This is a genomic window from Scytonema hofmannii PCC 7110 (assembly GCF_000346485.2).
GTDB lineage: Bacteria > Cyanobacteriota > Cyanobacteriia > Cyanobacteriales > Nostocaceae > Scytonema > Scytonema hofmannii.
Genome location: NZ_KQ976354.1, coordinates 6,548,417 through 6,564,851, shown reverse-complemented (window position 1 = coordinate 6,564,851; position 16,435 = coordinate 6,548,417). Strand labels below are relative to the sequence as shown.

At 43.7% G+C, this 16,435-nt stretch carries 11 protein-coding genes and 1 pseudogene; 7 read left to right on the top strand and 5 right to left on the bottom strand.

From position 1 onward, the window contains the following. Positions 1-33: 33 nt before the first annotated feature. Positions 34-156: pseudogene (locus WA1_RS55450) on the bottom strand (transposase); the annotation flags it as partial. Positions 157-682: 526 nt separating this feature from the next. Here WA1_RS55450 and WA1_RS27300 point away from each other — a divergent pair. Beyond that, positions 683-1,642 carry a YegS/Rv2252/BmrU family lipid kinase gene (locus WA1_RS27300; RefSeq protein ID WP_017745578.1) on the top strand — a complete coding sequence of 320 codons (960 nt, stop codon included), beginning with the start codon at positions 683-685 and terminating at the stop codon, positions 1,640-1,642. Between the two features lie 115 nt (positions 1,643-1,757). After that, positions 1,758-3,326, top strand: coding sequence for a metallophosphoesterase family protein (locus tag WA1_RS27295; protein WP_026134905.1), 1,569 nt, complete (start codon positions 1,758-1,760; stop codon positions 3,324-3,326). Positions 3,327-3,359: 33 nt separating this feature from the next. On the opposite strand, the gene WA1_RS27290 is transcribed toward WA1_RS27295, so the two are convergent. From WA1_RS27290 to WA1_RS27285, 3 genes are read right to left on the bottom strand one after another with little or no spacing between them, the layout of a single operon-like run. Beyond that, positions 3,360-3,563, bottom strand: coding sequence for a hypothetical protein (locus WA1_RS27290; protein WP_081403148.1), 204 nt, complete (start codon positions 3,561-3,563; stop codon positions 3,360-3,362). 5 nt (positions 3,564-3,568) lie between these two features. Then, complete coding sequence (locus WA1_RS57300) at positions 3,569-3,745, bottom strand: hypothetical protein (protein ID WP_158516704.1); 177 nt, start codon at positions 3,743-3,745, stop codon at positions 3,569-3,571. Between the two features lie 23 nt (positions 3,746-3,768). After that, positions 3,769-5,352 (bottom strand): hypothetical protein, encoded by a 1,584-nt coding sequence (locus WA1_RS27285; protein WP_026134904.1) that lies wholly within the window; start codon positions 5,350-5,352, stop codon positions 3,769-3,771. Between the two features lie 646 nt (positions 5,353-5,998). Between WA1_RS27285 and psaA the strand changes: the two genes are divergently transcribed. The 5 genes from psaA to WA1_RS27260 all read left to right on the top strand — a co-directional run bounded on the left by psaA (position 5,999) and on the right by WA1_RS27260 (position 14,437). Next, on the top strand, positions 5,999-8,257 hold the full coding sequence (gene psaA, locus WA1_RS27280; protein ID WP_017745574.1) for a photosystem I core protein PsaA: 2,259 nt from the start codon (positions 5,999-6,001) through the stop codon (positions 8,255-8,257). 117 nt (positions 8,258-8,374) lie between these two features. Continuing rightward, complete coding sequence (gene psaB / locus WA1_RS27275) at positions 8,375-10,600, top strand: photosystem I core protein PsaB (RefSeq protein ID WP_017745573.1); 2,226 nt, start codon at positions 8,375-8,377, stop codon at positions 10,598-10,600. Positions 10,601-11,407: 807 nt separating this feature from the next. Beyond that, a complete protein-coding gene (locus WA1_RS27270) occupies positions 11,408-11,872 on the top strand; it encodes an REP-associated tyrosine transposase (protein ID WP_017745571.1) in 465 nt (154 codons plus the stop codon). Positions 11,873-12,184: 312 nt separating this feature from the next. Continuing rightward, on the top strand, positions 12,185-13,081 hold the full coding sequence (locus WA1_RS27265; RefSeq protein ID WP_017745570.1) for a DNA-methyltransferase: 897 nt from the start codon (positions 12,185-12,187) through the stop codon (positions 13,079-13,081). A gap of 348 nt (positions 13,082-13,429) precedes the next feature. Then, the gene (locus WA1_RS27260) at positions 13,430-14,437 is read left to right on the top strand and encodes an SGNH/GDSL hydrolase family protein (RefSeq protein WP_017745569.1); all 1,008 of its coding nucleotides are present in this window, start codon (positions 13,430-13,432) and stop codon (positions 14,435-14,437) included. Between the two features lie 299 nt (positions 14,438-14,736). Here WA1_RS27260 and WA1_RS27255 read toward each other — a convergent pair whose 3' ends face one another. Continuing rightward, positions 14,737-16,365, bottom strand: coding sequence for a protein kinase domain-containing protein (locus tag WA1_RS27255; protein WP_017745568.1), 1,629 nt, complete (start codon positions 16,363-16,365; stop codon positions 14,737-14,739). Positions 16,366-16,435: the final 70 nt, after the last annotated feature.

The following is a 16,435-nucleotide window of genomic DNA, read 5'->3' as shown; positions in this document are numbered from 1 at the left end:
AGCTTCTTTGAGTGCATCAAGGTTCTTGCGTACTTAACGTGCTAAATTAATAGCATAGTGCCAAGAAAGTAAAGCTCTAATTTCAAAATTACGAAAATTTCTAAAGCCAAATCTACTTCGCTTTATTAACTTCAATTTATTATTAATTTTTTCTACATTACAAAAAGCCTAAACGCAAAAACAGCGTAGTGATATAACTTAATATCAGCTACGCTGTTGTTGTTGTTATTTATAATTTAATAAGACATAAAACGCATCCAGAAATGTTGGGTTAAAGTTCCTACGTCGGTACTTTGAAAACCCAAAGATAATGACGAAAAGCCCCGTGAATGGTGCATTCCATAAGGGAACCATTCCATTGGTCGTCTGAAAAGGCGGAGTTGCAGTAGATTCCATCGTTGCAGGGTAGCTCCTTGCTTTGAGTTTACTCCAGGGTTAGTGGCGCTACCTATCTGGTTCTAAAGAGTTGAAGTCTCGCTCCGGTAAAGAGCAAGCGACGGACGCTGATGAGTTTGTAATTCAGCCAATCAGGATAGGAAGCAATACTGCTCGGATAAGAATTTTTGTAGTAGCGCATCTAGGTTAATTTGTTGGGTAAAAGCTAATCGGTTAATAAGGACTTGTGCTTGGCAAGCTAGAATAGTGAAACTTGTAGCAACTTTAGACTTTATACTGAAACTATATGAAACGATCTGCTTGCCTTATCTTTAATCCTGTTGCAGGGCAGGGTGACTCAGAGCAAGATTTGGCAATTATTCGGGCAATTTTAGAGCCAGAAATTGACTTAGATATTCAATTGACAACCGAAGATAGCTGTGCTGACGATTTGGCACGTCAAGCAATTGAGCGGGGAGTGGAGCTAATAATAGCATCAGGAGGGGATGGGACTCTTTCAGAAACCGCTACTGCTGTTGTTGGTACTGATGTTCCATTTGGTATTATTTCCAGGGGAACGGCAAACGCTTTTGCCCATGCTTTAGAAATCCCTGACACTATTGATGCTGCTTGTAAAGTGATTTTGCAAGGAGTGACTCGGACTGTAGATGCAGCGTATTGTAACGGTCATCCAATGGTATTGTTAGCCGGGATTGGTTTTGAAGCCGACGCCGTAGAACGAGCAGACAGAGAAGCAAAAAATCGGTTTGGGATTCTTGCATATGTTCTAGCCGGGCTGCAAGAGTTGCGTACAATGGAAAATTTTGATGTAGAAATTGAAACTGAGGACAAGATAATTAAAACGAGCGCAGCCGCAGTGACAGTAGCGAATGCTGCACCTTCTACTTCAATTTTGGCACAGGGACCAGCTGGGATCGTAGTTGATGACGGGCTACTGGATATGACAATAGTGGCTCCAGCAAATAGAACAGGTGCGATCGCAGCCGCATTCCATCTTTTTCAAACGGCCTCTACAGGTAACGCTGCAGAACGAAATGATATAGGTTACTTGAGAGCCAAACAATTTAAAATTAAAACAAATCCTCCCCAAAAGGTTGTTGTTGACGGTGAAATTTTAGGAACAACTCCTGTAGAAATTCACTGCGTTCCCGCTAGTTTAAAAGTTTTTGTCCCATCAGTGGAAGAAGAAGAACTTCCCGAAAAATTAGAGGGACTACCAAATTTGATAGTTGAGGAGAAAGGATAATGGTTAGTAGATAGTGGTTAGTAGTGAGTAGTTCTACAACTAACAACTAACAACTAACAACTAACAACTAACAACTAACAACTAACAACTAACAATCATTTCCAGGAGCATTCTATTGAAACTCGTGACTGAGGCAGCTATTGCCGAAAAAATTCGCAGGATGAAGCAGCGAGTCAAGTGGCAAGATCCTGTCATTGTTGAACGGGGAATTGACCAAACTCGGTTAACGATCGACGATGGCGGATCTGACAATCCGGAATTCTCATTTTTGGTTGTTGGAGATAGTGGGGCGGGACCGCATTGGGGTTACAATCCCCAAAGACAAATTGCTGAACTTATGTTGCCACACCACCAAGAAAGCAGTTTTATGCTGCATACGGGTGATGTGATTTATCTGGTGGGGTCAAGCGAGTTTTATCCAGACAACTTTATTAAGCCTTATCGCGAATTTATTGTAGGGGGAGAGAATCCTGAGAGGATAACCTACGATCGCATGGTGTTTCAACTGCCAATTTTACCTGTTCCAGGCAATCACGATTATTACGAATTACCACTCTTCTTTGGCTTAGTGTCTTTGACAACAATGCCACTGCGGCGATTACTAGGGTCGGGTATAGATCTTAATGTTGGTTGGCGCGGTTCGGGACACGGTGATGTATATGCACGAGCTTTTATCGATTACCTGAAAGGTATTATGCTTCCAGGAGAGTTAAGCCGTCATCTTGACGAATATTACACAGCACAAACAAGTACGGGACGCTGTTTGCGTTACCAGCCCGGTCATTTTACTCGCCTTCCCAATCGTTACTATACCTTTCGTTATGGTGGCATAGACTTTTTTGCACTGGATTCCAATACATTCAACAATCCACTTCCCCTTCCTAAAACTCAGGAAGGGGATGCTTTTCGCAAGGAATTAGAGTTGCGCCGCCAGAGTTTGGAACAGGAAAAGATGCGGCTCATGGACAGTTCGCCTAAAGTGCATTCCACCGATCCCAATCGCACGGAGAAACTCGACGATGTACGAACTAATGTGTCGCAAATCGAGGAAATCATTGTTGATATTGATAAGCAACTTTCTACCCATCAAGAAACAGCAACAGATATTGAGCAATTAGAATGGCTAAAGCAGAGACTGATTGAATCTTGGAATTGTTCGGATGTTCGAGGGCGGGTGATTTACTTTCACCACCCTCCCTATGTAACAGAGGCGACAAAATGGCAACAGGCGCAAACTTTAGTAGTTCGCCATCGCCTGCGGAATGTCCTGAGTGCAGTTGCTAGGGTCGTTGGTTCCAAGAGTTGCGATCGCCCTTTGGTTGATTTAGTTTTAAATGGTCATGCACACTGTTTGGAACATCTTGAAACAGTAGATCCAGAAAGTGCCGATTTTGGCGTTCACTGGATTGTTTGCGGTGGGAGTGGGTATAGTTTGCGACGCCAGCGCCCTGAAGGAGCAGATTTGTATGAGGCGTTTGTCGGTAAAGAAAAGCAGCGATTGGTAGCGCGATCGCACTTATTTATTGGTCGTAATGGTCAAGGTTTGCAAAAGCGAAGACCTTACACTTGCTTGCGTATCGATGTTAAGGATGGTTGTCCTCCTAAGTTTATTGTCCGTACCTTCGTTGCTGAGTGGTATCAACGGCAATGGAATAACTACGAGATTGAGCCTTTTGTAATTTAAATACCTCTTTATCCGCATTCACTTTTCCAGTCATCATACTGTTGTTTGGCTATGACTTGGACGAGTACAGGCAGAAATTTCATCAATATCTACTTCCCATGCACCTGTAGCAATGTCAATAACAACTATTTTGCCTTGGCTATCCGGTTGAAGTTGCGGATAAATATCGCGTTCGTAAATTTCATCACCCAGCCGTGCGAATTCTTGCTTGCTATATTGTGGTTGTTGAATTGCCATATTTTTTATAAATTTATCCGCGTCCATCTGCGTCCATCTGCGGTTATTAAATTTCTTGTATTGCGATGCTCACAGCCTGCCATCAATAAAGAACGGGCGAGGACGCCCGTTCCACAAGATGGATAATTGATTTCTTGGAAGTTACCAAGAGGAAGCCCTGGCTGGGAATAAGAGCAAGACACTGCGGTTTTGTAGTACTTTCTGGTTAAGGTACCACTGTTTCTGATTGAGGAGATTCAATAATCTCTGGCAAAGTAGGAGGTACGCTAGGAGTTGGTTCAACAGTAACCTCTGGCACTGGTGTTTTGTTTGTCTGACGATTGAAGTATTGACTAAACCGCCCCTTTTTCTCTGACTGGGGAGCAACCGCTTCTGGTGAAGTTGTTGGTTCCACTGTTGTCGTTTGCTCTGGCTGAGTTAGTGTTTCTGGTATAGTTTTTGACTCAGATTTTGGTGTTTCTGAGGCTTGTGGTTCTACTGTAGTTTCTGGTTGTGGAGATTCAATAATCTCTGGCAAAGTAGGAGGTTCGCTAGGAGTCGGTGTAACAGTTGTTTCTGGGGTTGGAGTTGTTTCTGGACGACGCCCAAAGCGATTAAAAAATCCTCTCGATTTTGCTTTTTCTGGTTGAGCTTGAGGTATTTCCTGCAATTCGGGTTCGGAAGTCGATTGTTTTGGTTCCTCAACTGGTGTTTCAGGTGCTTTTTCTTCAACACTTGGAATTGAAGTGGGAACAGGTGTTGGTTCGAGTTCAAGAACTGGTTGTTGTTGTTCCTGTGGTTGTACTTGGGGTGCTTTCTCTACCGTTGGTACTGGGGTTTGAGACCGAGTAGGTTCAGCAACTGGTGTCTTATATGTATAGTTGGGATCTACGATGCTGCGGACTTGGTCGGCTGAAAGTTCTCCTCGAACGATTCGAGAAAGCGTATCTTGACCTTTTGGGTCATAAGTAATTAATCTAGCAGTGCTGTTGAAAACATTTTTGACGGGATTTCCTTGCTCGTCTAAAAATTCTAGCTCTACCCAGTTTTTACCAGGCTTGAACCCCTTGAGGTAAACTGACTGCCAACGGTCTAAAACAAAGCTTTCACCATTGATTGTGCAGCGAATACGCCAATCTGCAATTTCATCATTGGGATTTTCTCGTGCAACCAAATGCAGAGGAGCGTTTGTTAAATAAAAGTCAAGTAGAATAGGTTCTGCACCATAATCGCCTTTCGGACGGCTGTAGGTTAACAACGGCTGTTTTGGATCGGGGTTATTATTGTCAGTCTTTGTAAATATATGGAATGTTGATTGAGCGTAAGCACCTTCGTTTTTAAAACTTTCATGCCAGGGACGGGAAGCAAAAACGCGTAAAGTATGAGTTCCTGGGGATAAATCTGACAAAATTAGGGGTTGGTCTAAGTTATAAACCGCTATGTAAGGTTCGTTATCGAGAATGACGTGTAAGTGGGGACCGAGGTCCCATTTTGAATCTTTAAATATAGGTAGATCTTTAACTTGAAAGCGGACTGTGACGGTATTATCCTGCAGGGTTTCGTCTGCTTTGGGAGCCACTATTGTAACTTGTGGCTCATAAATTTCCAGTGCTTGCCGCAGTTCTTGGATTGTTACTGGTGGCGAAACTTCTGATATTTGCCCGGAAAGTCGAACATTTTCTTGCAAGCTACCAAACGGTTCTTGGCTGACAGCTTTTTCACTGTTACCACAACTGGTCACATTTAAGACTAGTACCAGCGCCATGAACCACCTGAGGAGATCAATTCCCTTCTTCTGCCACAAGTTCATGTGTTTCACCAAATAAGAGTTAAAAACCAAATTGTCCACTGGACAATATAGCCCAAAAGTGCGTCATTCCTGCACGTTCTCAGGCGTGAACTTAGGAGGGATACGATTTTATCTTGACATACACCTCATTGTAGCTTCAAAAAAGTATTGATTTATACATTTTACTAAGCAAAATATTAATTTAATAGTTTTTTAATTATTTTAAAGGTAACTAAAATTTAGACGAAAATCAAAACATTATTCATGGGTAATCGCTCACAACCAAGGATGAACACCATTCTTTGCCCAATGCCCAATGCTCTATTTTCAAAACAAATTACAGTTCATTTTTCGTCCTTTTTATGCTATGACTATAATTTTTACGAATTGTGTCTCTTTGTAAAATAAATGAAGAAAGTATTGACTTTTTGTCCAATGCTTTTAACGTCAAAAGCAGATTACACGGTTGATTCGGGGATTTTGAATTATTGTTAAATTCTCTCTAACAAGGTACGAGTTAAGCCTTTATAATTCAACGAGAAACCAATCTCCACAGACGGTCTTCATCGCTACTCCAGTAAGTTTCTGGAAAAGTGGTAGCTTTCTTTAAGCTAAGAAGACAAGTTGTGGTATTAATTCCTCAATCCTTGTTAAGAGAGGAGGTCGAATGACAATTAGTCCTCCAGAGCGAGAGGAAAAAAAGGCAAGAGTCATCGTCGATAACGACCCGGTACCTACGTCCTTTGACCTATGGTCTAAGCCGGGGCATTTCGATAGATCTCTAGCCCGAGGTCCAAAAACCACAGCATGGATTTGGAACCTGCACGCGCTCGCCCATGACTTTGATACGCATACAAGCGACTTAGAAGACATATCCCGCAAAATCTTCGCAGCCCACTTCGGTCACCTCGCCGTAGTGACACTCTGGCTGAGCGGGATGATATTCCACGGCGCTCGTTTTTCTAACTACGAAGCTTGGCTGAGCGACCCCCTTCATATCAAGCCAAGTGCCCAAGTTGTTTGGCCAGTTGTTGGTCAGCAAATTTTAAATGGGGATGTCGGTGGTGGATTCCATGGTATCCAAATCACCTCCGGCTTGTTCTACATCTGGCGTGGTTGGGGTATTACCAATTCATTCCAGCTCTACTGCACGGCAATTGGTGGCTTGGTATTAGCAGGATTGTTCCTGTTTGCAGGCTGGTTCCACTACCACAAGCGTGCGCCAAAGCTGGAATGGTTCCAGAATGTAGAATCCATGTTGAATCACCACTTGGCAGTGTTGCTAGGTTGTGGTTCCTTGGGATGGGCAGGTCACATAATCCACGTATCGGCACCTATCAATAAGTTGTTGGATGCGGGAGTGGCTGTTAAGGATGTCCCTTTACCTCATGAGTTCATCCTGAACAAAGACTTGCTGATCGAACTATTTCCAGGCTTTGCCAATGGTCTAGCGCCATTCTTTACTTTGAATTGGGGACAGTATGCTGACTTCCTCACTTTCAAAGGCGGTTTAAATCCGGTGACTGGCGGTTTGTGGTTGACAGATAATGCTCACCACCATTTGGCGATCGCAGTGTTGTTTATCATCGCAGGTCACCAGTACCGTACCAACTGGGGTATTGGTCACAGCATCAAAGAGATTCTGGAAAACCACAAAGGTCCCTTCACTGGCGATGGTCACAAAGGTCTCTACGAAAACCTCACCACATCTTGGCACGCCCAGCTGTCAACTAACTTGGCAATGTTGGGTTCGTTAACCATCATCGTGGCTCACCATATGTACGCGATGCCTCCGTATCCGTACTTGGCAGTAGACTACGCAACTCAGCTTTGTATCTTCACCCACCATATGTGGATTGGAGGCTTCCTGATTGTTGGTGCGGCTGCTCACGGTGCCATCTTTATGGTGCGTGACTACGATCCAGTGGTGAATCAGAATAACGTGTTAGACCGCGTGCTTCGTCACAGAGATGCAATCATCTCTCACCTGAACTGGGTTTCTATGTTCCTTGGCTTCCATAGCTTTGGACTGTACATACACAACGATACAATGCGTGCCTTGGGTCGTCCCCAAGATATGTTCTCTGACAAAGCTATTCAGCTGCAGCCAGTGTTTGCTCAGTGGGTGCAAAACATCCACACAGTAGCGCCAGGTGCAACTGCTCCCAACGCACTAGAACCCGTTAGCTATGCTTTCGGTGGCGGTATCTTGGCTGTAGGCGGCAAAGTGGCAATGATGCCAATTGCATTGGGTACGGCGGATTTCTTAATCCACCACATCCACGCATTCCAAATCCACGTTACTGTGTTGATTCTGTTGAAAGGATTCCTGTTTGCTCGTAGTTCTCGTCTGATTCCAGACAAGATGAACTTGGGCTTCCGTTTCCCTTGCGACGGTCCGGGTCGTGGCGGTACCTGTCAGGTATCTGGTTGGGATCACGTGTTCTTAGGTTTGTTCTGGATGTACAACACCATCTCCATTGCAATTTTCCACTTCAGCTGGAAAATGCAGTCGGATGTCTGGGGAACCGTAGACTCAGATGGTGTGGTCAATCACCTTACTGGTGGTAACTTCGCTCAAAGCGCTATTACCATCAATGGCTGGTTGCGCGACTTCCTGTGGGCGCAAGCTGTCCAAGTGATTAACTCCTACGGCAGTGCGCTCTCAGCTTATGGTCTCCTCTTCTTAGGTGCTCACTTTGTTTGGGCGTTCAGTTTAATGTTCTTGTTCAGCGGTCGCGGCTACTGGCAAGAACTAATTGAGTCGATTGTTTGGGCTCATAATAAACTGAAGGTAGCTCCCGCTATTCAGCCTCGTGCTCTTAGCATCATTCAAGGTCGGGCTGTTGGTGTAGCTCACTACCTCTTAGGAGGAATCGCCACAACCTGGGCGTTCTTCCACGCACGAATTATTTCATTAGGCTAAACATCAACAAAAATTTTGGATTTCGGATTTTAGGTTTTAGATTCAATCCAAAATCCAAAATCCAAAATCCAAAATCATTAAGTTGGTGGCTAAAGGTCAGAGGATTTTATCAAACCCATGGCAACAAAATTTCCAAAATTTAGCCAGGATCTCGCACAAGACCCGACGACGCGTCGGATCTGGTATGCGATGGCTATGGGAAATGATTTTGAAAGCCACGATGGCATGACGGAAGAAAATCTTTACCAAAAGATTTTCGCAACTCATTTCGGTCACGTGGCAATCATTTTCCTGTGGGCATCAAGCCTGCTGTTCCACGTAGCTTGGCAAGGTAACTTTGAACAGTGGATTAAAGACCCTCTTCATATCCGTCCTATCGCCCACGCAATTTGGGACCCGCAGTTTGGGAAGCCAGCAATAGAAGCATTTACCCAAGCAGGTGCTAGCAATCCAGTCAATATTGCATACTCAGGTGTTTATCACTGGTGGTACACCATCGGTATGCGGACGAACAATGACCTGTATCAAGGTTCGGTGTTCCTCCTCATATTGGCAGCAGTGTTCCTGTTCGCTGGTTGGTTGCACTTACAACCCAAGTTCCGACCCAGCTTAGCCTGGTTTAAGAGCGCAGAACCCCGTTTGAACCATCACATAGCAGGTTTGTTCGGTGTGAGTTCTCTGGCTTGGGCAGGTCACCTGATTCACGTAGCGATCCCCGAATCACGCGGACAGCACGTAGGTTGGGATAACTTCCTGACAACTCTGCCCCACCCAGCTGGTTTGCAACCTTTCTTTACAGGAAACTGGGGAGTATACGCGGCTAACCCCGATACTGCTAACCACCTGTTCAGTACCTCTCAAGGATCTGGGACGGCAATTCTGACATTCTTGGGTGGATTCCATCCTCAGACAGAGTCTTTGTGGCTGACGGACATCGCTCACCACCACTTGGCGATCGCAGTACTCTTCATTATCGCCGGTCATATGTACCGTACCAACTTTGGTATCGGTCATAGCCTGAAAGAGGCGTTGAATGCCAAGAGTTTCTTCGGTATTCCTGTCGAAGGTCCATTCAATCTACCTCACCAAGGTATCTATGATACCTACAACAACTCCCTGCACTTCCAGTTGGGATGGCACCTAGCTGCTTTGGGTGTAATCACCTCCTTAGTAGCGCAGCATATGTATGCCATGCCTCCTTACGCGTTTATCGCTAAGGACTACACAACTCAAGCAGCGCTGTACACCCATCACCAGTACATTGCTGTCTTCTTAATGCTGGGTGCTTTCGCTCACGGAGCTATCTTCTGGGTACGCGACTACGATCCAGAACAAAACAAAGGCAACGTGCTCGATCGCGTACTCAAGCATAAAGAAGCCATCATCTCTCACCTCAGCTGGGTATCCCTGTTCTTGGGCTTCCACACCTTAAGTTTGTACGTCCACAACGACGTAGTTGTTGCCTTCGGTACCCCCGAAAAGCAAATTTTGATTGAACCCGTGTTCGCACAGTTCATTCAAGCATCTCACGGTAAAGTGCTGTATGGCTTGAATGTTCTTTTGTCGAATCCAGATAGTATTGCTTCCACCGCTTGGCCTAACTACGGTAACGTATGGCTACCAGGTTGGTTAGATGCAGTTAACAATGGTACGAACTCATTGTTCTTAACCATTGGACCTGGAGACTTCCTCGTTCACCACGCTTTTGCCCTCGCAATCCACACCACCGTTCTCATACTCGTGAAAGGTGCTTTGGATGCTCGTGGTTCCAAGCTGATGCCCGACAAGAAGGACTTCGGTTATGCATTCCCTTGCGACGGTCCCGGTCGTGGCGGTACTTGCGACATTTCCGCTTGGGACTCTTTCTACCTGGCAACATTCTGGGCGCTGAATACAGTAGGTTGGGTCACCTTCTACTGGCACTGGAAGCACTTAGGCATTTGGCAAGGTAACGTTGCACAATTTAATGAGTCTTCCACATACCTCATGGGTTGGTTCCGCGATTATCTCTGGGCGAACTCCGCACAGTTAATCAACGGCTACAATCCATACGGCATGAACAACCTGTCAGTTTGGGCGTGGATGTTCCTCTTCGGACATTTGATTTGGGCGACAGGTTTCATGTTCCTCATCTCTTGGAGAGGTTACTGGCAAGAGTTGATTGAAACCTTAGTTTGGGCACACGAGCGGACTCCATTGGCGAACCTAGTTCGCTGGAAAGACAAGCCCGTGGCTCTGTCCATTGTTCAAGCTCGCTTAGTAGGTTTAACTCACTTCGCTGTGGGTTACGTCTTCACCTACGCCGCATTCTTGATTGCTTCGACTGCAGGTAAGTTCGGTTAATAAGTTGACTGAATTCGCAGTAGTAAGTAAATAGTTAAACTCCCTCGTCGCAAGGCGGGGGATTTTTTGTTTTTGAAATAATCTCTACAGTCTATGCTCTTGTGGTACGGGCGTCCCGCCCGTCACCCGTCACAGATGAAGATCGGCTTGTAACGGAGTAGTAGGGAAGAGCAGGCAACGCAGTAGTAAGCAAAAGGCAGGCAAACTAGTAGTAAGGAAGGGCAGGCAACGCAGTAGTAAGGAAGGGCAGGCAACGCAGTAGTAGGGAAGGGCAGGCAACGCAGTAGTAGGGAATGGCAGGCAACGCAGTAGTGGGGAATGGCAGGCAACGCAGTAGTAGGGAATGGCAGGCAACGCAGTAGTAGGGAATGGCAGGCAAACTAGTAGTAGGGAAGGGCAGGCAAACTAGTAGTAAGGAAGGGCAGGCAACGCAGTAGTAAGGAAGGGCAAGCAACGCAGTAGTAGGGAATGGCAGGCAACGCAGTAGTAAGGAAGGGCAGGCAACGCAGTAGTAAGGAAGGGCAGGCAAGGATGCCCACCCCACAAGAAACCAGTTTTTCTAATTGTCTATGCCCTTGTGGTACGGGCGTCCTGCCCGTCATAGATGATGACAAGTATCAATGCCACCTTCTAACAAGATGAAATTTTTTTTATTGAGATGGGAAAGATAAAGTTAGGAGCAAAAATTCAGGCAGGGGTGCTGTTGGGCAGGACGGGCAAGGATGCAGGGACGGGCGGGCAAGGATGCAGGGACGGGCGGGCAAGGATGCCCACCCTACAAGACAAAAATTACTTTACTAATGTTCAATGCAAGAGCCAAAGTTAAAAATCACTCAAAGAACTTTGCCTCACTGGGAACTAGATGAGGCAGTTTACTTTATTACTTTTAATACTTGGGAAAAGCTGGAACTGACCCCAGAAGCTAGGCAAGTCGTTTTGAATGCTTGCCTCTTCTTTAATAACAAGAGATATAAAATTTTTGTTTTGGCGATCATGTCAGATCATGTACATATGCTAATTCAGCCTTGGCTTAAATCTGAAAATGAGTTTTGGTCATTAGGTAGTATTATGCACAGTATTAAAAGTTATAGTGCTAAGCAAATTCCCAAGGTAATGAAACATATAGGCACAGTTTGGCAAGAGGAAAGATACGATCGCATCATGAGAAATGAGCAAGAGTTTCAGGGATGCTGGGAATACATCAGACAAAACCCTGTTAAAGCAGGTCTATCAGATACTCCAGAAGAGTACCCTTTTTTCTGGCAAAATTGAATAAGGGATTTCCAAGAAATAAATTATCCAATCTTGTGGTCATTATCCAATTTTGTGGTCATTATCCAATTTTGTGGTCATTATCCAATTTTGTGGTCATTATCCAATTTTGTGGTCATTATCCAATTTTGTAGTTATTATCCAATTTTGTGGTCATTATCCAATTTTGTGGTCATTATCCAATTTTGTGGTCATTATCCAATTTTGTGGTCATTATCCAATTTTGTGGTACGGGCGTCCCCGCCCGTTCTATACTAGTGACGGGCGAGACGCCCGTACCACAAGAGAGATTTAAAGACTTCTTCAAAAAACTTGAAACAAGAACACATAACAACAAATTCCAACCCCTATTACACTCAAACCAACGGAGAAGCATACTTAGGTGATAGCCTAGAACTTATTAAATCCATAAAAGATAGTACTATCAATCTCATCCTCACCTCACCTCCCTTTGCACTGACACGCAAAAAGGAATACGGGAACGAGAGTGCAGAAAAGTACGTAGAATGGTTTTTGCCTTTTGCCCATGAATTTAAAAGAGTCCTTGCAGAAGATGGATCTTTTATTCTGGATTTAGGCGGTGCATACCTCCCCGGTTATCCAGTGCGAAGCATTTACCAGTACGAACTTTTAGTCAGACTGTGTAAGGAAGTTGGTTTTTTTCTCGCTCAGGAATTCTATCATTACAATCCAGCCCGACTACCTACCCCTGCTGAATGGGTGACAGTTAGGCGAATCCGTGTTAAGGATTCAGTCAACATTGTTTGGTGGTTATCTAAAACGCCTCATCCAAAAGCGGATAATAGAAAAGTTTTAAAGCCATACAGCCAGAGTATGAAACAATTGCTGAAAAAGGGCTATAAAGCAAAAGTACGTCCTAGTGGACATGATATTTCTGACAAATTTCAAAAAGATAACAATGGAGCTATTCCACCAAACTTGTTAGAAATTGCCAATACTGAATCAAATAGTGCTTACTTGCGTCGCTGTAAAACTCTAGGAATTCAACCACATCCTGCGCGTTTTCCGCAAGGCTTTGCAGAATTCTTCATCAAATTTTTAACAGATGAAGGTAATATGGTGCTAGATCCCTTTGCCGGTTCCAATACCACTGGTTTTGTGGCAGAAATCTTACAGCGTCGATGGATTTCTTTTGAAATTAATGAAGATTATGTGATTGGCAGTCGTTATAGGTTTGTGGATTTATAGAATAAAAACTACTGTTATGCATTCGTTTTCTAGTAACATCTATGTGGATTTCCCGAAAAAATAGTATATTATTTGACTGATTTTTATAGTCAAGTAGTGTCACTACACTTTTTTTGACTGGGTTAAAAGATTCTCTATACTGATATTACGTAGAAATTTATGCCATAAAAGTTACTTTTATACATTCCTCAAAAAATCTCTGAAGAAATGATAAACAACATCTTGTCTGCCTTTACAAAACTAATTTTTAGCAATAAAAATAAGTAAAAGTACTTTGAATTGTCCTGAACTGAGTGAGTTCATGCTGTCAATAGAAAGAAGCAGCAAGTGGAGGAGAAACTGTAAAAAATGAGGGAGTTTTATCTGTTGGCAGCAGGTTTGTTAACAGGAGTGGTAATACCAGCATCAACTATTCCACAACTATCAATTATTCAAGCAGAAAATAGTGGAGTTTTGTGGAATTTAAAGGACAACACGCAGCATGCTGTTGGCGGAAAAATAGTTCCTAGTGTAGAGCTTTCGATACCTTCTGTATCTGAGTTTAGCAATAATCAGATATTATCAAAACCAACTGCTTCATCTTTCCATTTTAACACCCAACCTACGTATAATCGCAGACCAGTATCTGGACGTCAACTTTACCATCAAAGACTGATTGAACTGAAAACTGGTCAAACTCATACTAACTTTCCCAATGAACGCCTACAATCGTTGTTGGTAGCAGCAAATAAAAGCCAACTGACTTATGAGGATTGGAAAAGCTTGTTGTCTTTGGAAGCTAAAGTTATGGCACAAGGACAGGGTAGAAACAGCTTGGGTATTTTACTGGGAGATTCTTTAAGTTTGTGGTTTCCCCAAGAAAGTTTACCATCAGATAGATTGTGGTTGAATCAGGGAATATCTGGAGATACTTCTGGTGGTGTTGTCAAAAGGCTGTCTGCTTTTTCTGGAACGAAACCAGATGTTATTTACATAATGGCAGGAATCAACGATTTGCGGAGAGGTCTGACAGATGAAACTATTTTACGCAATCATCGTAAAATGCTCCGCAACTTGAGGGAATCTCATCCACAAGCTAAGATTTTTGTCCAATCAATTCTACCGACTCGGTTATCAAAGATTCCTAATAAACGGATTCGTAATATCAATCATCATCTCGCTCTTATTGCTAAACAAGAGAATGCTTATTATTTAAATCTTTATCAATGGTTTATAGATTTTCGTGGCAATCTTCGTGAGGAATTAACTACTGATGGTTTGCATCTTAGTCGGGAAGGATATGAGGTTTGGCAATCGGCTCTACGTCAGGTGGAGTTTAAGTTAAGTTCTGAAAAGTCAGTGACCAATGACCAGTGACCAGTGACGAGAAATCTACTTCAGTAGGGCTATGCAGCACAAAATACTTGTGTGGTGGGCATTGCCCACCCTACTTACGCCGATATGGTTCAAGAGTTATTATTAAACTCACGCAAAGACGCGAAGAAAAGAAGTTTTTCAATATGAATTATGACAATTTTAATGAACCGCAGAGGCGCTGAGGGCGCTGAGAAAAGAGAGGTTTTTTAGAGTAGGTTGAGATTGAGTTTAGGTAGGAAGTTCTCAATCTAAAATCTAAAATCTAAAATCTAAAATCCAAAATCTAAAATCGTGTTTTTTTAATTATTATCAGTAGATGGGTTTGGTTGTTCTTGTGTTGGGACTACTACAGAGGATGAATCGGGTTGTTTGGATTCAACGTTAGAACGTTGTTCGGGAACAACAACGGGAGAATTATTTGGCTGCTTGACTGATGGGGATGTTTCAGAAGTGCCACTTGAAGGTGGTGATTGATTTTCGGAAGATGATGGGGCGGTATTACGATCGCGATATTTCCTCAGTGTCTCTCTTAACTTACTTGAGGAGTCCGTGCTTGGTGAAGCAGCTTCCTGTCTTTGTTCTGATGCTTCCCGTGTTGGTTCTTGATTTTGATTTTGTTGATTTACGGATGCTCCAGAGTTAGTTTTGGTTGATTCTTGTGTAGAATATTGTTCGGTTGAAGTTCGACGGTTTCGCTTGCGTCGCTTGTAACTAGAAGTAGAAGTCGGTGCAGTTTCAACTTTATATGTATTGGTGTTATTGCTTTTAGTCGTGTTGGTATCTTGTTCTGAAATTGGTGTCGTGTCTGCTGTGGGTGTGTTCTCAAATACGCCATTATTATTGCGCTTCTCTACTGTCTGCTGTGGGGATGGCGATTGATTTTTGGTAATCATGCTAGTGACGGCAAAACTTGTTGTAGCTGCTATGAGAGCTACACCTGTACCAATTAAAACCTTGGGTGACAATGTTTTGTTGGCTTTATTGGATTTGCTTGGAGGTGGTGAAGTTTCTGCTGCGTTCGGGGTTACCTTCTGAGGCAATTTTACTATTTGTTGTTGTGCCGATAAATCGATAGTCGGTACTGTTTGAGTTGCTACTGATTGAGGTACTGCATTTATGCTACTGTTAGGTAGTATTTGCAACCACTCTGCAACGGTTTGGGGACGAAAACGAGATTCTACTGCCATACCCCTCATCACTGCTTGATTGACCGATGCACTTAAGTAGGGTTGTAACTCGCGAGGGGAGGGCATTGGTTCGCGATCGCGCAGTAATGCTGGCATGGGAACTTGTGCTGTCAACAGAGCGTATAATGTTGCTGCTAAACCATAGACATCCGTTGCAGGCGTGCGAGGTGCTTGCGACATATACTGTTCGATGGGCGAGTAACCTTCTGAGACGATCCCCGTATGAGTTTGCCTTGCTCCATGATTAAACTCTCGTGCAATGCCAAAATCAATCAGCACCACTTCCTGAGTTCCTTGACGAAGAATAATATTATCCGGTTTGACATCTCGATGCAGCAAGTTATTGTGATGAACAACCTGTAGTGCTGCTCCTATCTGGCGGATATAATGAACTGCTAGGCTCTCTTGCAAAGGTATTGCTGGAATGACAAATGCTTGTGCCAGACTTTCACCGGGAATGTATTCCATCACCATGTAAGGTAGCTTGTCTTCGACAAAAAAGTCGCTTACCCTGACAATATTTGGATGAACACACGTCGCCAATCGTCTGGCTTCATCTTGGAATTGACCTTCAAATTTGGCAAAAGAAGGATGCTGTCGCAATTTCTCATTCAGAGTTTTAATCACCACAACCTGATGTAAGTAGTGATGAGTTGCTTTGAACGTAATCCCAAAGCCCCCCCGACCTATTTCCTGGTCTAGAGTATATTTGCCACCTTGCAAGGTTGTACCTGCTAGCATATGGAGTCCTGAGTGCTGAGTCAATCAAGTCATACCATTTTGGATTTTAGATTTTAGATTTTGGATTGAG